15 protein-coding genes and 2 pseudogenes are annotated in these 16,053 nt (G+C 66.1%); 2 read left to right on the top strand and 15 right to left on the bottom strand.

The annotated features are described in order from the left end of the window. Positions 1–5: 5 nt before the first annotated feature. The 6 genes from PWF70_RS11690 to PWF70_RS11665 all read right to left on the bottom strand — a co-directional run bounded on the left by PWF70_RS11690 (position 6) and on the right by PWF70_RS11665 (position 5,575). Positions 6–581 (bottom strand): hypothetical protein, encoded by a 576-nt coding sequence (locus PWF70_RS11690; protein WP_042376962.1) that lies wholly within the window; start codon positions 579–581, stop codon positions 6–8. A 79-nt stretch (positions 582–660) separates the two neighbouring features. Beyond that, positions 661–819 (bottom strand): hypothetical protein, encoded by a 159-nt coding sequence (locus PWF70_RS11685; protein WP_155829487.1) that lies wholly within the window; start codon positions 817–819, stop codon positions 661–663. Between the two features lie 27 nt (positions 820–846). Continuing rightward, the gene (gene eutC, locus PWF70_RS11680; protein ID WP_035752387.1) at positions 847–1,617 is read right to left on the bottom strand and encodes an ethanolamine ammonia-lyase subunit EutC; all 771 of its coding nucleotides are present in this window, start codon (positions 1,615–1,617) and stop codon (positions 847–849) included. After that, positions 1,614–3,023, bottom strand: a complete 1,410-nt coding sequence (locus tag PWF70_RS11675) for an ethanolamine ammonia-lyase subunit EutB (RefSeq protein ID WP_006357609.1) — start codon at positions 3,021–3,023, stop codon at positions 1,614–1,616. Before PWF70_RS11675 ends, eutC begins: the two co-directional genes overlap by 4 nt. After that, entirely contained in the window at positions 3,020–4,462 is a 1,443-nt protein-coding gene (gene eat / locus PWF70_RS11670) for an ethanolamine permease (RefSeq protein WP_006357610.1), read from the bottom strand. The genes PWF70_RS11675 and eat overlap by 4 nt, the downstream gene beginning before the upstream one ends. Positions 4,463–4,681: 219 nt before the next feature. Beyond that, positions 4,682–5,575 carry an SGNH/GDSL hydrolase family protein gene (locus tag PWF70_RS11665; protein ID WP_035752385.1) on the bottom strand — a complete coding sequence of 298 codons (894 nt, stop codon included), beginning with the start codon at positions 5,573–5,575 and terminating at the stop codon, positions 4,682–4,684. A 263-nt stretch (positions 5,576–5,838) separates the two neighbouring features. Here PWF70_RS11665 and PWF70_RS11660 point away from each other — a divergent pair, with 263 nt between their 5' ends. Beyond that, complete coding sequence (locus PWF70_RS11660; RefSeq protein ID WP_006357612.1) at positions 5,839–6,726, top strand: universal stress protein; 888 nt, start codon at positions 5,839–5,841, stop codon at positions 6,724–6,726. A 623-nt stretch (positions 6,727–7,349) separates the two neighbouring features. Here PWF70_RS11660 and PWF70_RS11655 read toward each other — a convergent pair. From PWF70_RS11655 to PWF70_RS11645, 3 genes and pseudogenes are all read right to left on the bottom strand, one after another. Beyond that, the gene (locus PWF70_RS11655) at positions 7,350–8,522 is read right to left on the bottom strand and encodes a L,D-transpeptidase (RefSeq protein ID WP_182155041.1); all 1,173 of its coding nucleotides are present in this window, start codon (positions 8,520–8,522) and stop codon (positions 7,350–7,352) included. A gap of 436 nt (positions 8,523–8,958) precedes the next feature. Then, positions 8,959–9,201 (bottom strand): annotated as a pseudogene (locus PWF70_RS11650) (M23 family metallopeptidase); the annotation flags it as partial. A gap of 301 nt (positions 9,202–9,502) precedes the next feature. Beyond that, positions 9,503–10,338: pseudogene (locus PWF70_RS11645) on the bottom strand (F510_1955 family glycosylhydrolase). 71 nt (positions 10,339–10,409) lie between these two features. Here PWF70_RS11645 and PWF70_RS11640 point away from each other — a divergent pair. Continuing rightward, positions 10,410–10,739 carry a hypothetical protein gene (locus PWF70_RS11640; RefSeq protein ID WP_026095586.1) on the top strand — a complete coding sequence of 110 codons (330 nt, stop codon included), beginning with the start codon at positions 10,410–10,412 and terminating at the stop codon, positions 10,737–10,739. On the opposite strand, the gene PWF70_RS11635 is transcribed toward PWF70_RS11640, so the two are convergent. The 6 genes from PWF70_RS11635 to PWF70_RS11610 are packed head-to-tail and all read right to left on the bottom strand — an operon-like array spanning position 10,720 to position 16,022. Next, positions 10,720–11,259: an IS5 family transposase gene (locus tag PWF70_RS11635; protein ID WP_286352965.1), complete on the bottom strand. Its 540-nt coding sequence runs from the start codon at positions 11,257–11,259 to the stop codon at positions 10,720–10,722. The genes PWF70_RS11640 and PWF70_RS11635 overlap by 20 nt on opposite strands. After that, positions 11,216–12,103, bottom strand: a complete 888-nt coding sequence (locus tag PWF70_RS11630; RefSeq protein ID WP_139114270.1) for a helix-turn-helix transcriptional regulator — start codon at positions 12,101–12,103, stop codon at positions 11,216–11,218. The genes PWF70_RS11635 and PWF70_RS11630 overlap by 44 nt, the downstream gene beginning before the upstream one ends. 50 nt (positions 12,104–12,153) lie before the next feature. After that, the gene (locus PWF70_RS11625; protein WP_052362817.1) at positions 12,154–13,677 is read right to left on the bottom strand and encodes a multicopper oxidase family protein; all 1,524 of its coding nucleotides are present in this window, start codon (positions 13,675–13,677) and stop codon (positions 12,154–12,156) included. After that, positions 13,674–14,693 carry a DMT family transporter gene (locus PWF70_RS11620; protein ID WP_091344499.1) on the bottom strand — a complete coding sequence of 340 codons (1,020 nt, stop codon included), beginning with the start codon at positions 14,691–14,693 and terminating at the stop codon, positions 13,674–13,676. Before PWF70_RS11620 ends, PWF70_RS11625 begins: the two co-directional genes overlap by 4 nt. Continuing rightward, positions 14,690–14,974 (bottom strand): DUF2933 domain-containing protein, encoded by a 285-nt coding sequence (locus PWF70_RS11615; RefSeq protein WP_042378548.1) that lies wholly within the window; start codon positions 14,972–14,974, stop codon positions 14,690–14,692. Before PWF70_RS11615 ends, PWF70_RS11620 begins: the two co-directional genes overlap by 4 nt. Continuing rightward, entirely contained in the window at positions 14,964–16,022 is a 1,059-nt protein-coding gene (locus tag PWF70_RS11610) for a type II glyceraldehyde-3-phosphate dehydrogenase (RefSeq protein ID WP_042378577.1), read from the bottom strand. The genes PWF70_RS11615 and PWF70_RS11610 overlap by 11 nt, the downstream gene beginning before the upstream one ends. Between the last annotated feature and the right edge of the window lie 31 nt (positions 16,023–16,053).

Here is a 16,053-nt window from a genome sequence, read left to right as displayed (position 1 = left end):
TGGGGTCAGGCCGGCTCCAGCGCCCGGTTCGCCTTCTCCAGAGCGGCGAGCGTACGCAGGACGGAATCCCGCTTCGCGGTCAGGTCCGACACCTTGGCCTTGCCGCTCAAGCCGGAGTCCTTCTGCGCGATCGACAAGCGTTCCTCGATCTCCGCGAGCTGCGCCAGCAGGTTCTCGGCGCGGCTCATGAGCTCGGCGCGGTCGGGGCGGGTGACTCCGGACTTGTCATTCTGCGTCCTGGTCGCAGGCGCCTTGGTGCTCGCCTTCGGAGCGGTGGTCGTGGTGCGGGTCGTGACGCGCTGCCCGGTTCGAGACTTGGCACGCGGAGGGGTGTGCGAGCGGGTCTGGCTCAGCAGCGCACGGGCCTCGCGAGCGGCCACCCGGTGCTCGTGCTCTTCCTCATCCTCCGATGCGAGCGATCCACCCAGGGGCCGCAGACCGTACAAACCGACGAACTCGCGGGCCGCAGCAATGGTCTGTTCTGCAGTGCGGCAGCGCCCGCACCGCGGCTCACCACGGAACTCGGCGATGTCCTCGGTGGACGAGCACCACACGCACACGCGCGAAGTGAGGTCGGTCATGAAAGCATCGTCAGCAGCGGAATTCACGTGAGAAAAGACTACGGCACATGGCTTTTCGATCTGCAGCGGGGTTGCACCCTCAGTCCGACGGATGCCGCGACGGATGTTCCTCTGAGGACGTCGCCGCCCCGATGACCTCAGCAAAGTAGGCGTCGAGCCGGTCGAACAGTCCGAGGAAGGCCTCGACGTGGCGGTCACCCGAGTCCGCGTAGCCCGCGATCGCCATTCGAGCAGGCACGCCCAGCAACCTCTCAGGTCACTTCATCTAGCCGTCCAGGATTCGTGCATCACTGCCGGTGAGTTGGTCGCGTGAGGTGTCCTTGAGCGCGACTCCGGATCTCCCGAGTTTGCGAGCGCCGTCGACCAGGGCCGCGGTGATCGCGGCGGCGGTTGTGTAGTCGAGGCCGTCGGGCGGGTGGATGTTGGAGATGCAGTTGCGGTCTGCGTCACTGCGTCCGGCTCGCGGGAGATGGGTGAGGTAGATACCGAGACTGTCGGCGACCGATAGGCCGGGGCGTTCGCCGATGATCATGATCATCGTCTGGGCGCGGAGGGCTTCGCCGAGGTGGTCGCCGAGGGCGACGCGCGCTTGGGTTGCGATCACCGGGGGAGCGAGGGAGTAGCGCGGGGCGAGGGTGTCGAGGAGCGCTTCGAGCAATCCTCGTCCGTGGTCGGCGAGCGCACGCGGTGAGAGTCCGTCGGCGAGCACGATGGCGAGGTCGGCTCCGGTGTCGGGCAGGTGAGACAGATCCGCGGGCCGTCGCCCGAGATCTGGTCGCCGCAGGTACTCACTTCGGGAGCCGGCCTCGCTGTGCACATGGAGTGCTGGCTCGATGTCGAGATCACTGATCTGATCGTTGAGGTCGGCCACGTCGAGCGGTTCGTGCACGGCGTCGCGGGCTGCGGAGTGGGCAGCCTTGAACTCGAGTACTCGACGCGAGGGGAGTGAATTCCCGGCCCGGCCCAATCCGATCCGTGCTCGGGTGGTCAGTCGCAGTCCAGCCCAATGGTCCTCGGCCGGTTGGCGGGCGTTCATCGGGCCGCACTCAGTGCACGCAGGGGAGAGTCGAGCACGTCGACGGGCAGGATGCGTCCGTCGGTGTCGGCCATACCGAGTCCGGCCAGCCAGGCCTCGAATTCCGGAGCGGGACGGAGGCCGAGTGCCTGACGCACGTAGAGCGCGTCGTGGAAGGACAGGCTTTGATAGCCGAGCATGACGTCGTCGGCGCCAGGGACGGCGATGACAAACGCGGCGCCGGCGACACCGAGCAGGGTCAGCAGAGTGTCCATGTCGTCTTGGTCTGCTTCGGCATGGTTGGTGTAGCAGACGTCGACACCCATCGGGAGACCGAGGATCTTCCCGCAGAAGTGGTCTTCGAGACCGGCGCGAATGATCTGTTTCCCGTCGTAGAGGTATTCGGGTCCGATGAAGCCGACGACGGTGTTGATCAGGAGAGGTTCGAGGTCACGCGCCACGGCATACGCACGGGTTTCCAGTGTTTGCTGATCGACGGGTTTGCCGCCGGTGCCGAGATGCGCATTCGCCGACAGCGCGGATCCCTGCCCGGTCTCGAGGTACATGACGTTGTCACCGACGGTGCCGCGGTGCAGAGAGTGGCCCGCTTCGTTGGCTTCTCGCAACATCGCGATGTCGACTCCGAAACTGCGGTTGGCGCCCTCGGTTCCAGCGATCGATTGGAAGACCAGGTCGACCGGTACCCCTTTCTCGATCAGGTCCACAGTGGTGGTGACGTGTGACAGAACGCAGGATTGCGTCGGGATCTGAAAGCGTTGTCGGATGTCGTCGAGCAGGTACAGCAGCTCCGAGGTCGCGTGCGGCGAGTCGGTAGCCGGGTTGATGCCGATCACCGCGTCTCCGCATCCCATCAACAATCCGTCCAGAGTCGCCGCCGCGATGCCGCGAGGATCGTCGGTGGGGTGGTTGGGTTGCAGTCGGGTGCTGATGCGTCCCGGCAGGCCGACTGTGGTGCGGAAAGCTGCGGTGACGGTCGCGGCTGAGGCAACCAGGATCAGGTCCTGGTTGCGCATGATCTTCGATACGGCGGCAACCATTTCGGGGGTCAAACCTGCTGCCACAGCGGCAATTCGAGCGGCACCGTCGTCGCGAACCGCGGTTTCGAGGAACCAGTCACGCAGTCCGCCGACGGTCAGGTGCGCGATCGACTGGAACGCCACCCGGTCGTGGGTGTCGATGATCAGTCGGGTGACCTCATCGGTCTCATACGGAACGACCTGTTCTTCGAGGAAGGTCGTCAAGGGTAGATCTGCGAGTTGCCATGCCGCAGCGGCGCGTTCGGCATCGGACTCGGCAGCACACCCGGCGAGTTCATCGCCGGAGCGGCGGGGGGTGGCCTTGGCCATCAGTTCGACGAGTCCGTCGAAGGTGTAGGTCGTACCCGAGATCGACTGGGTGTAGATCATCGTAGGTCGTCCTCCGCTTCGGCGAGCGCTGCGAATTCCTCGTCGGGCGAGTTCGCGACGAGCCGGTGTCGGCTGTACAGGGCGAAGTAGAGCATGAACAGGGCGAACACTCCGAGGCAGCACAAGGCTGCCACCACGTCGACGAGGAAAGTCGCGATGACCGCGATGACTGCGACGACGAGTGCGAAGCCCGTGGTCGCGACGCCGCCGGGGGTGCGGTACGGGCGCTTCATATCTGGTTCGCGGCGCCGTAGAACGATGTGGCTGACCATGATCAACACATAGCTCGAGGCGGCACCGAAGACAGCCATGTTCAACAGGAGGTCGCCTTTGCCGGTGAGCGACAGCAGGAAGCCGATGATCCCGGGCACGATCAGCGCTAGCGTGGGGGCCTTGCGTCGGTTGGTCACCGACAACACCGTCGGCAGGTAACCAGCTCGTGAGAGTGCGAACAGCTGGCGCGAGTAGGCATAGATGATCGAGAAGAAGCTCGCGACCAGACCGGCAAGCCCGATGTAGTTGACCACCTTGGCCATCGACGAATCACCCAGTGCCTCGACCAGCGGATTTCCCGACTCCGACATCGGACCTGCACCACCTGCGCCGGTCGTCAGGAACAGCACGGTGACACAGGTGATGAGAAGGACGCTGATCGCAGCGATGATGCCCCGCGGAACGTTTCGTTCGGGGTCGGCGGTCTCTTCGGCCGCCAGCGGTACACCTTCGATCGCCAGGAAGAACCAGATCGCGAACGGAATGGCCGCCCAGATCCCGATGTAACCGAACGGCAGGAACGACGACGACCCGGCTGCGTCCGTGGGTGCGATGTCGGTGAGGTTGCCGATCTCGAAGTGGCCGATGGCAGTGATCGCAAAGATGACCAGACCGACCAACGCGATGGCAGTGATCGCGAACATCACCTTCAACGCCTCGCCTGCGCCGGACAGATGGATTCCGATGAAGATCATGTACACGACCAGATAGACCCACCAGCCGTCGGTGATACCGAACAGGTTCAACGACTCGACGTAGGCGCCGATGAACGTCGCGATCGCTGCCGGCGCGATCGAATACTCGATCAGAATCGCCGTGCCCGTGGCGAATCCGCCCCATGGACCGAGTGCCCGGCGGGCGAACGTGTAACCACCTCCAGCCGCTGGAAGAGCCGAGGACAGCTCAGCCATCCCCAGCACCAGGCACAAGTACATCGCGGCGATGATGACCGCGGCGATCGCCAGGCCGCCGAAGCCGCCGTGTCCGAGGCCGAAGTTCCATCCCGAATAGTCGCCGGAGACCACGTAACTCACACCCAGACCGGCGAGCAGCAGCCACCCGGCGGTGCCGCCCTTGAGTTGACGCTTCGCCAGATAGTCCGCCGATTCTGCGTGACTGTCCACGCCACCGGTGTGGTGCGAACTCTTCGATTCGTCGATAGCCAAACCGGCCTCCTCGGGAGAAGGACCTAGACCCAGTTATCCAGGCCACACTGGTCCGTGAACGTGACGCCTGACATTAAGGCGAGCAACGTTGCAACCGAGTTGGCCAGGGTTGCGCACTGCCCGAACGGGCAGGGCCCGTCCCAGGGTGCGAGCCGCGAGACGTCGGACACGGACCAGCCCGATCGCCGCACCGGGCGAGCAGGTACTCGAGGCGGCCCCTCAGCGCAGTGCGGCCACGACCTGGTCGGCCATCGCCCGCTGACCGAGTGCATTGGCGTGCATCGCCGGGAAGCTGACCGCACCCAACGTCGGCTCGACCCATCGCCGATCGCCCGCGCAGGCGTCGTGGCCTGCGGAGACCTTGGTCATGTCCACATAGGTTGCGCGCGTGGCTGCGGCGGCGCGGCGCATGGCGTCATTGAGGGCGGCGAAGGCCCGGTGTAGGTATTCGGTGTCTCCGGGCGTCGTGAGCAGAGACGCCGAGCAGAGCGCCGAGCCCACCGCCGGGAAGATCTGCGGATACCCCACGAGAAGGACGCGGGCTCGCGGCGCGGCGCGTTTGATGATGCGCAACGCGTTCACGAGGTCGGGGTAGGTCGCGGAGTTGATCCTGTCGACAAACGAGGTGCCGAACTTGTCGCGGCACGGGGTGGCCGACAGCGGCGCCGCCAGCCAGGCCTGCTGGCAAGCCGAGGTCGAGAAGCTGAAGAGCCCGTTGTTGTTCGCGCCGATCGTCAAGGTGATCAAGCGGGTGGCCGACCCCACCGCGGTGATCTGCGGTCCCTGCCACAAGTGTTGCGCCTGGGTCAGGTCTTCGGTCGACGCGCCTGAGCAACTGACGTCGGCGACCGAGAGCCCGCGTCTCTCCGCGACGAGATGGGAGTAGTTGACCAGCGAGTTCGAACAGAACATTGCCGCATTCGTCGCCTGGGGGAATACCGATGCGCCTGCGCTGTAGCTGTCACCGAGATTGACGTACGGGTATCCGTCCGCTGCCCGGGCCCCGCCGGCGTGGGCGAGTCCGCAGACGAGGGCGAGGGCGGTGGCCGCCGCGGTCAGCACGGTTCGAATGCCGAGGCGCCGGCGTAGGTCACGGCCGTACGGCAAGGGCATTCGGGCACTCCAGATCGTGGTGCTCAAGTTACTGATGGTGCTGATGAGACTAACACGGACGGAGAATTGCCTAAGTTGCAGCCGTCGATTCAACGGGCCTGCATTTGTCGCGTGTGACGATTCTCTTTTTGGTCGAATCGGGTCAGGACCTTTCGACGTCATGCCGATGACCTTCGACTCCGGCTTGTCGGCGGTGGCGGGGCGAGGATGAGTGGAGTCGAGGGGAACTGCTGCCGCAGGCTGTGCAGGGTAGGAGACAAACCATGACTGATTCAGTGACCGATGCGACCGCACCGATTGTCGTCGGGGTAGACGGTTCGGACTCCGCTTTGATGGCGGTGAGGTGGGCGGCCGGTGCTGCAGTTCGGGAGCGACGACCCCTGCGGCTGATCTCTGCGGTGGGGATCGTGCCGGGCGCGTACGCGCCGACCGCGACGTTGACGTCCCCGGCAGTGGTCGAGGCGATGCACGCGGGCGCGGCGCGGGCCATCGAGGCCGCGACTCAGGTCGTCGCAGATGTCGACCCTGACGTGGACGTTGCAGGCAAGACTGTGAGCGGGTCGGCCATGCTGACGCTTCGTCACGCGTCCGCGTGGGCGCACATGCTCGTGCTGGGCAGGCGTGGTCTCGGCGGAGTGCGCGGACTGCTCCTCGGATCGGTCAGCACCGACGCCGCCGCGCATGCGGAGTGCCCTGTTGTGGTTGTGGGCGGGCCGGCGCCCACGACCGGCCCCGTGGTCGTCGGTGTCGACGGGTCGCCTACCTCGACTGCGGCGATCGCCCATGCGTTCCGTCAAGCTGACCTGTTGAACACATCTTTGCTCGGGGTGCACGCATATGGAGGGTCTTCGGGCGCAGCGTTCTACGGCGCAGACCAGAGGACCCTTCGACAGTTCGAGGACGAAGCCGAAGAACTGTTGGGTGAACAACTGGCCGGGTATCCCGAGGACTACCCCGATGTGCAGATCGAGCGTCACGTCGGCATCGCCTCACCTGCCGAAGAAATCTTCGATGCGGCTCAGACCGCGCAGCTCGTCGTCGTCGGGACCCGCGGACACGGGGGTATTCGGGGATTGCTGTTGGGGTCGACGAGTCGCGCCGTGGTGCAAGTGGCGCCGTGCCCGGTGATGGTGGTGCACCGCAAGCCCTGACCCGTGACCGGGTTGCTCACTCAGAAACAGGTGTTCCCGGAGGTGGAGCGAGTCACCGATCCTGTGCGGGCTCGCCGCGAGAGGTAGCGCGGTGGATCGACCGTAGGGTCGTCGTCGATGGTGTCGACGTGCGGGTCGGCGAGAATGTTGGTAACCGCAAGGAGCTGGCACCGAAGGTGGCGAAGTGCGGGTTGACGTCTCTGACGACACTCCGTGCACGGTCCGCCGGCCAAACGAACGCCGGGATCGGCCAAGAAGACCCGAACGGCGCGCGGCGTGGTTGTCGTCCCACGCGGCCAGATCAGCCTCGCCTCGCACAGGTAGTACCGACGGACGCTATGCCGCCGCTGCTCGTTATTGATGTTGATCCTCACGGCACCGGTTCGCCCGCGGAGGTTCTCGACATGACTGACCAACGGCCCTCGTGAATTAACCCCTGGCTCAGTGGGTGACCGGTAGTAGCACTCGTCGCGAGTGGTGGTGTGCTGCATTCGAGCGAAGTTCTGTACACCGCGAGAAGCGCCTGAGACAGTGAGCGGGTGAGCCCGTCGTGAACTCGCCCCGGCCGTGCATGGTCGGAAGAACGTGCTGAGCGTCGACGAACTCCAGCCAGGCGGGGGCGCCTAGGTGTCTGCGTTGCCGTTCTTCCATTGTGGCCACGGGATGTTCCAATCGCCGAGTCCATCAACTCCCGGCAGTGTGTCGGCGTTGGTGTTCTTGACCGTGACGGGGTCACCGCGCAGGGTGTTCTTCACGAGCCATTCCGCGTCAGTGGGACTCAGGTTTGGGCAACCGTTGCTGACGTTGCTGCTGCCTTGCGCCGACATCGACCACGGTGCGCCGTGCATGTAAATGCCGCTGTAGGACATTTGCACCGCCCATTGAACGGGTGTGCGGTATCCCGCTGCGGACTCGACAGGCACTCCGTAGGTGGACGAGTCCATGATGATGTGCTCGACGCGATCTCCGATCATGTAGATACCGCGGGGCGTCGGAGTGCTGTCTTTGCCGAACGAGGTCGGCATCGTGCGGATGACCTTGCCGTCTCGTTTGACGACTATCGTTTTGGTGTTGTCGTCGGCAACGATTTCCTGAGCTCGGCCAATCGCGAAGTCGTAGGACAAGTTCTCGTCGCCGTAGAGCCCGTCGCCGAGGTCGACTCCGTAAATGTTGACGGCGACACTGACTTTGGTGCCCGGCGTCCAGAAGCGTTCGGGCCTCCACCGGACTTCGGAGTCGCTGATCCAATAGAACGCACCCCGCATCTGGGGGTCAGACGACACGGTGATCGCCGCCTGTGCCTTCTTTCGGTCGGGGATGGGATCGGCGAACCGCACCCCGACTGTGTGGGCGATCCCGACGGTTTTCTCGCCGAGGATGGCAGCGCTGGTCAGTGACTCCGGTGAGGTCGTGGTGAAGCGCTGCGAGACGACCGATCGACCGCCCACGCCCACGGCCTCGGCTTGAACGGAATACCGCTTCGAATATCCCAGGGGTTGGGTGCTTGTCCACGTTGAGCCGTCCTCGCTCAGTGAGCCCGCCAAGGGACGGCCGCTGGCTGTGGGGATACGGACGTTTGTCAACGCGCCGCGGCTGGCCGTGACAACAATAGGAAGCCCAGGTTCGACAACCGCGTTGGGCGCGAGTCGACCGCCACCTTCGGTGGCCACAGCAATGGAAGGCTGTGCGATGTCGGCGAAGCTGTCAACGGCCTGAATCTCGTTGCTGTAGGCGGCGCCTCCGGTTGAGCTGCACGAGGTCAATAACATCACCACAGCCGTCAGGGCTGCGAGCATCAGCAGTCGCGGAATACCTGCCCGGACCGACCCGCGGCATCCACGAGCGCTCGAGCACTGCGGCTGCGCACCGTAAGCCGCCAAGAGATCACGTGGCTCTTCGATAGCTCGAGTCCTTCTTACGCGGCCCATCGATTGTGGCGAACCCTCTCACTCGGCGCCTGGACTAGGTTTACTATCCACGATAGTAGTTGAATGCTGTGCGCTCCTCTACCCGCTGCACAGCGCGAGAGAAGGTTCGAAACGTCTTCGTGGTGGGCGACCGCCGAGCGGTCACGTCGACCTCATACTTGCCGTGTGGCGACACCCCACAGGTAGTCCCCGCCGATGCGTGTTCGCCACCGCTCGCCGACGTCGAGGCCGTGGTGCGACAACTCTCGCGACACCTGCGGGACCACTCGTCCTCATACCTCCCGCGCGCCGATAAGGCGGGTCGTCCGACGACGTAGACTCCCCGGGTTCTCAACCACGGTGCAGGATCGAGTTTGGGTCCATCTTGCTGCCACACCTTGTAGTGCAGGTGTGGGCCGGTGGAGTAGCCGCGGTTTCCTACCGTTGCGATCTGCGCGCCGGCCAGGACTCGCTGCCAGACGCTCACCAGTGTCTCGCTGATGTGCCCATACACGCCGATCGTGCCGTCGTCTTGCAGCACTCGCATCCACAGCCCGAAGCCGGCGGCCTTCGATAACCGTCCCCGCCCAAGGCGATCTTTGAGGTCGCGGGTTCGGTGTGCTCACGCAGCTGTGACACGCGCAGCAAGTTCGTGGGGTAGTCGGGGCTGCTCGTCTCATCGATAACGACAGTGACGTCTTCGAAGACGTGGCGTTTCTGGGTGCCGTCAGGTGGTCGAGAGTGACCACCCAGGTCGGCCGGGTGCCACCGTCTGTCAGATCCTGCTCGTGGAGTGGGTGGAGTGGACGTGATCAAAAGCGCGTCCGGATCTGAGTCGCCTCCTTCCTTCGTTGCTCCACACGAGTCCGTTAGCTGAGCGTGTAGAGCAATTGTTCGTTTGCGGCGTATGCATTTTCGGCGTTTCTGGCGACCAGCGCGTTGACACTATTGATGGTGCTGCGTTGTTCCCAGTGTGTGCCGTCTGGGCTGCGCCAGACGGTGTCGGCGGTGTCGATGCCCCAGAGCGTGCCATCGGGTGCGGCCGCCAGGAGGGCTAGGGCTGGCGCATCGGGGACGATTGTGAAGGTCTGGGCGTCGTCGGTGCTGTGTTGCAGCCCTGCAGGGGTGGTCGCCCAGACGCCGTGGTCGGTGATCGTGAGTGCTGCTGCGGCCAGGGACGCGCCGGTGGTCCAGCTTGTCCCGTCGTCGGTCGATACGAGCAGGCGGTTGATTCCGTCGAAGCCTACGAGTAGTTGTCCGTTGGTGGCGAGCGCGTGGAAGTCGATTTGGCCGGCCACCGATCTCGGTGTCCATGTCTGCCCGCCATCTTCGCTGGCGACGAGTCCCAGCGGGTTGGGTGCCGAGCTCGTTGGACCTGGATGGCCGGAGGCGAAGAGCCGGTCAGAGCCGGGTACCCCGGTCAGTCCCATGAAGTCGTTGTCGGAGGCGCCGACCCGGCTGGTGGTTCCGTCAGCGGTGAGAGCGACTACGCCGGTGTGAGTTCCGGCCAGGATGGTGCCGTCGGCGCGGATGTGCAGGGCGTGGAGGTGGTCGAGTTCTGGGGTCAGTGTTGTGGCTGTCTCTGCTGAGATTGCCGGCGGTGGTAGAGATTGGGTTGTTCCTGGGTGGCACAACCGGTCAGCACAGTCAGCGTGGCGATGACTACGACCGCAACAGTGCGGATGGACAGGCTCGAGGCAGGCAAGCGGCTAGGGCGTGTTGATCAAGAAGGTGCGGGGTGGCCAGCCGCCGCGAGTTGCGCGGGAGAATGGGCGTGTGAAGATCCAGGTGCTGCATATCGAGGATTGCCCGAATTGGCAGGAGGCGGGCGATCGAGTACGGCTGGTGCTCGACTCGATCGGACGGGGCGATGTTCCGGTGGAGTTCGTGTTGATCCGCACCGAGGCTGAGGCGGTGAGCTCTGGTTTCGCGGGCTCGCCCACGATTCTTCTGGACGGTCAGGACTTGTTCCCGTCCCAGGGGAACACCGCCGACTTGGCGTGCAGGGTCTATCTGACCGAGCGCGGCTTTGCGGGTGCGCCGACGGTGGGACAGCTTGAGCGCACGCTGCAGGAGCGCGAAGCGCTCAGCGGAGATCGGTCTTGATCCAGATCAGCGCCGCGGCGAGGCTGACGGCGGCTCGGTAGTTGCGGGCGAGTTTGTCCGAGCGCATCGCGATGCCGCGCCACTGCTTGAGACGGTTGAAGCAGCGTTCTACGACGTTGCGTCCCTTGTAGCGTTCCTTCTGCTTGTCGCCGAAAGCGATCGGCCGGCCCGGCTTCTTGCGGCGGTGCGCGATCTGGTCGTCCCGCTCGGGGATGGTCGCCGCGATCCTCCGGTCGCGGAGCCAGGCGCGGTTCGCCCTTGAGGGGTACCCCTTGTCGGCGAGCACCCGGTCGGGGCGGGTGCGGGGGCGGCCCTTCCCGTCGCGGGGAACGCGGATGTTCTCCAGCACCGCGCTCATCATCGTGGTGTCGTTGATGTTCCCGGCGGTGATCATCATGCTCAGCGGCCGGCCGCGGCCGTCGCAGACCAGGTGCAGTTTGGTCGTCAGCCCGCCGCGGGAGCGTCCGACCGCGTGATCAGGCGGCTCGCGCGTCGTTCCATCCGACTTGCCGGGATGCATCGGCGATCGGCAGGTCGGTTTCCTCGATCAGTCGCGTGAACTCCGTCAGGCGGGTCTCGATGAGGAACCGCATGGGGGCGACACCGACCTGCTGGGTGAAAACGCGTGTGAGATGGGCGCGGGAGACGGCCACCTCCGCGGCGAGCCTGCCGACCGTCCACGGCTCGGTCATGCGCGAGCGCAGCAGGACGACCGAGCGGCGCACGGGGCGAGCGATTGGCGGCTGCGCGAGCCGGCCGCGCACCGGGAGGACGAACCTCTCGGGCACAGCGCCGTCGTCGGCGAGCAGCGTCGGTAGGGCAATCTCGACGGCGCGGGAGAACAGAGAGATCAGTCGGGTGGTCGCGACCTCCGGTGGCGCGGTCTCGTTCACGAGGCTGATCTGGCGCCACAGCGGTTCGATGCGGTGCAGGATGTCCACGCCAGGCTGCAGCACGAGTGCCGAGCCGTCCCAGGCGTCAGGATGCACGCCCGGACGGACGCGCGTGGTGTCGGCGAGCACCCATCGCATGTGGGAGCGGAGGAAGGACTCGTCGAAGTAGAGCGTCCATAGCCGCACAGTCGGGTCTGGGCGCACTGAGCACCACATGCCGGCCCCGAGAGCCATCGCGTAGCCCGGTGTCAACTCGTGGATGCCTGTGGCTGTCTCAATGTGTGCGGCGCCCTCGAGGACGTGGACGATCTTGGCGTGCCCAAACACGGCGCGGTGGATGCGTTCGGCGCGCACGCTCTCCACCGCCGACAACGGCGGACCGGCCGGCCGGCCAATAACGTAGCCGCGGCCGGTATCGTCACGATCCCGCAGGGGTGGGACCGCATCCCGTCCGATCAATGGCGCCGTCACGCGTTCATCGACACGACCAGTTCCGTGGCCTCCGGAAGGTTGCGCCGTGGTCACGCCCGATAGCCGATGACAGTGGTCATGCCGGTTTCGGCGTGGTAGATGTTGTGGCAGTGGGCGACCCAGAGACCTGGGTTGTCAGCGTCGAAGTCGACGGTGAGGGTCTGCTTGGGCAGGATGATCGACGTGTCTTTCCGCGGGCCGCCACCTTCATGCTGGTAGGTGTGACCGTGTAGATGGAATGGGTGCCACATCTCGGTGTCATTAGTGATCGTGAACCGGACGCGTTCGCCTTCGCGGATCTCGTGCGCGCCGTCGAGGGGCTGATTCATATCGAACCGTCGCCCGTCGATGCCCCAGTCGTATTCGGCCATACCTCCGGTGAGAGTGATCGCCACGGTCCGATCAGGCTGCCGTGAGGACAGCGCAACGCTGCTATCTGACGTCAGCAGCTGTGCGGTCCCGATCCGGCTGCTAGTGAGCTCCGGGATGCTCACATCGGCCGTCGGTGCTGCCGCGGCGCTGCCGGTGCGGATGACGGCGAAACCGCGATCGCGTTTGCCCTCGGCCTGAGCGATGAGGGGGAACGCGCCGTCATCCAGGGTAATGATCGCGTCGTAGCGTTCGCCCATGCCGATGAGGATGCTGTCGACTTCGACCGGTTCCACGGGGAATCCGTCGGTATGGGTGATGGTGAGCGTGTGACCGCCGATGGCGAGGCGGAACGCGGTGTCGCTGCCGGCGTTGATGATCCGCAGCCGCACCTTCTCGCCGGCCCGCCCGGTGAACTGGGTCGGGTCGGCGGGGGGCTTCCCGTTGACGAGGTAGAGGGGATAGTAGACGTCGCCGGCGTCGCCGCCGAGCAGGTCGGAGGTGGCGCCCATGAGGGTGTTGCCCATCCGCATGAACATGTCGCCCATCCCGCCCATGTCGCCCATCCCGGCGGACAGCTCGTCAAGGACGTCGTCGGGGGTGGCGGTGACGCCGTCGAGCCAGTCGTCGAGGATGATGACCCACTCGTCCTCGTACCCGCCGGGCTCGGCGGGGTCCTCGACGATCAGCGCCCCGTACAGGCCACGGTCCAGCTGCACCCCGACGTGGGGGTGGAACCAGTAGGTGCCGGGATCGGGCGCGATGAACTCGTAGTCGAAACTGGCCCCGGCCTTGATGGGCTGCTGGGTGACCGGCGGGACGCCGTCCATGTCGTTGCGCAGCGCGAGCCCGTGCCAGTGCACGGAGGTGTCCGCCTCGAGCTGGTTCCGGACGGTGGCCTTCAGAGTGTCTCCGGCGCCGAGACGGATCACGGGCGCCGGAACAGACCCGAACGCCCAGGTCGGCGCGGTCGCCCCGGCTAGGTCCAGCACGGTCGGGGCGGCGGTGAGGGTCGCGGTGGTGACCTTCCCGGTGCCGCCGCGGCGCCGCTCGGCGCCTTGGACCTGGGCGCCGTCGGGCTGCACCCAGTTCGCCGCCGGCGCGCAGGATGCCAGCGCGACCGTCGCGACGGCGCCAATGCTGACGCCGAGGAACCCTCGCCGAGTTAGGAGGAAGCGGGGGCGTGGGGCGGGCGACGGGTTCATCGTTGTTTCCTTTCCGGCCGGGAGCGCGGGCCGTGGTTTTCGTCAGGGAGGCCGTCCGGGTCGGACGTCGCATGATCGGCGGAGGCTCGTGGGGCACGATTGCCGGTTGCCGTGACGGCCGAGGGCTCTGAGCGCCTGGATCCGATGGCGAGCAACGCCATTGCGATCAGCACGATCACGGTCCCGATCCAGCCCCACAGGCCCGGGTCCTCGCGCAGGATCAGCAGCGACAGCAGGATCCCGAAGACCGGCACGAGCAGCGTCCACGCGGCGAGGAGGTCGAGCCGGGCACGTCCGATCTCGGTGAACCAGGCGACCGTGGTGGCGGCGGTGCCGACCAGTGATAGGAACAGCAGGGTGAGGATGAACCGGATGTTCCAGTCGATCGTGGGCGGCCCTTCTGTGACGGCTGCGGTGCCGGCGAGGATCGCACCTCCGATGAGCAGCTGAGCTGCCGCCACGACTCGGACGTCTGCGTGCACGATCCGGCCGATAAGGGTGCCGGCGGTGATCGCGGCGGCGGAGGTCAGTGAGAGCCACGCTCCGGTGCCGAGCCCGGAGGGAAGGACGATGATGAGTAGGCCGGTGAAGCCCAGGCCGATCGCGGCGATCGCGGCGGGGGTGGGACGCTCGCGGTAGAGCCACCACGCGGGCAGCAGGATCAGGATTGGCTGCGCGTTGGCGAGCACCGAGGCGATCCCGGTCGACAGTCCGGTCGCGGCGACGAACATCGTCGCGAATGCCAGGGCGATGTTCACCAGTCCGAGGCAGCCGATCAGTGCCCATGTCTTCGGGTCGCGGGGAAGAGGTGCCCGCTGGATGCCGGCGACGGTTGCGAGCGCGACCCCGGCGATGAGGGCTCTCAGTGCCGCGAGCCACAGCGGCGGGGCGTCTTGCAGGCCGACGGTGATCGCGACGAAGCACGACCCCCAAGCGAGCGTGACCCACAGCATCCGCAGCGGTCGGGGGTGCCCGTGCCGGCTGGCGTCCGCGAGGGGGCGGACGACGGTGTTCACGACGACTCTCGCGTGTCGGTCCCGCTGTCGCCCCCGTGGCGTCGATGATTCGAGTCGTGGGCGCCGGTGTGGTGGCGGTGGCCGAACAGGTGCATGGCGGCCATGCCGATGATCGCGACGTAGGGCAGCACTGCGACGACGTGGGGAAGGTGGTCGATGAACAGGTAGATCGCGGTCCCGAGCACGGAGATCCCGATGATCAGCCACGACGTCACAGGCATCCGTCGCCGCGGGTCGCCTTCGCCGGGATGGTCGGCGGGCGGTTGGTGGTCACCGGTCATGGTCGGGCTCCTCCGCCGGTGTGAGGAAGTCCTGGCGCATGCCGAGGCTCTCGTCGGTGAGGCGGATCGAGGTTGCGGCGTCGGGGACGGTGCCCGTCAGCGCGCGGATCGCGTCGATCGTCTCGGGCACGACGATGGCCTCGTTGTAGACCTGGTAGGCGAGGTAGGCCTCGCTGCCGTTCACGGTGACCAGGTCCTCCCACATGGCGACCTCCCACATGTCTCCCCGGGGGCGGCCGAGATCGCGCATCAGCTCGACGGTGGAGTTGAGGGCGACCAGGCCATCGGACATCCGGATGAACGCGATGCGGGGCGCGGCGTGCAGGGCGTCCAGCACCTCGTCGCGGGTCGCCTCCCGGGTCAGTTGTAGCGTCCAGTAGTGGCTGTGGGTCTGCGTGTGGGCGCCTTTGGCGGCGATGGTGACGACATCGAGTCCGGGGAGCACGGTCTGTGCGTCGGGGCCCTGATGAGAGGGGATGGTCGGTTCTGGGACCATCGTGTTCATGATCCCGCCGAGGTGCGATTCCCATGGGTCGGTGGCGCGGCGGATGAGCACCCCACGGGCGCGCAGCAGGAGTTCGGCCGCATCCAGCGCGCCGAGGATCCGCACGATGCTGGTGGTGTTGCAGGAGACCACCCGGGTGCTGTCCCTGCCGATGGCGCTGGCGTAGTTGGCTTGGGCGACGAAGGAGTGGCCGGTGGTGGAGTGGGACTCGCCGCCTTGGAGCACTGCCTTGACGCCGAGGGCGCGGTAGCGCTCCAGGTTTCCCGCTGCCACATGCTTGGGGGTGGTGTCGACGACGACGTCGCACTGCGCGAGAAGGTCGTCGAGCACTCCCTGTGCGGGCACGTCGGCGCCCCGCATGGCCTGCTGCGCCTCGATGGTGGAGGCGAACACGGGCAGGCGGTTCGCTGCGGACTTGATCCGCCAGTCGGTGGCGATGTCCGCGACGCCGACCAGGTCCATGTCCGACTGCAGCAGGACCGCGTCGGCGACGCGCTTGCCGATGACGCCGTAGCCGTTGACGCCGACTCGAATGGTGTTCATGTGTGTGCCTTTCTGATGAGGGATGGGAGCC

Source organism: Gordonia sp. Swx-4, assembly GCF_030316175.1.
GTDB lineage: Bacteria > Actinomycetota > Actinomycetes > Mycobacteriales > Mycobacteriaceae > Gordonia > Gordonia alkanivorans.
This window is presented reverse-complemented; position numbering and strand designations above follow the sequence as displayed.

Coding starts and splice junctions, on each gene's coding strand:
- eutC (WP_035752387.1), bottom strand. CDS start 1,617: ATGAACGCCCGCCAACCGGCCGAGGACCATTGGGCTGGACTGCGACTG.
- PWF70_RS11660 (WP_006357612.1), top strand. CDS start 5,839: ATGACTGATTCAGTGACCGATGCGACCGCACCGATTGTCGTCGGGGTA.
- PWF70_RS11655 (WP_182155041.1), bottom strand. CDS start 8,522: ATGCTCGCAGCCCTGACGGCTGTGGTGATGTTATTGACCTCGTGCAGC.
- PWF70_RS11635 (WP_286352965.1), bottom strand. CDS start 11,259: ATGCATCCCGGCAAGTCGGATGGAACGACGCGCGAGCCGCCTGATCAC.
- PWF70_RS11615 (WP_042378548.1), bottom strand. CDS start 14,974: ATGACCGGTGACCACCAACCGCCCGCCGACCATCCCGGCGAAGGCGAC.
- PWF70_RS11690 (WP_042376962.1), bottom strand. CDS start 581: ATGACCGACCTCACTTCGCGCGTGTGCGTGTGGTGCTCGTCCACCGAG.
- PWF70_RS11665 (WP_035752385.1), bottom strand. CDS start 5,575: ATGCCCTTGCCGTACGGCCGTGACCTACGCCGGCGCCTCGGCATTCGA.
- PWF70_RS11675 (WP_006357609.1), bottom strand. CDS start 3,023: ATGATCTACACCCAGTCGATCTCGGGTACGACCTACACCTTCGACGGA.
- PWF70_RS11625 (WP_052362817.1), bottom strand. CDS start 13,677: ATGAACCCGTCGCCCGCCCCACGCCCCCGCTTCCTCCTAACTCGGCGA.
- PWF70_RS11610 (WP_042378577.1), bottom strand. CDS start 16,022: ATGAACACCATTCGAGTCGGCGTCAACGGCTACGGCGTCATCGGCAAG.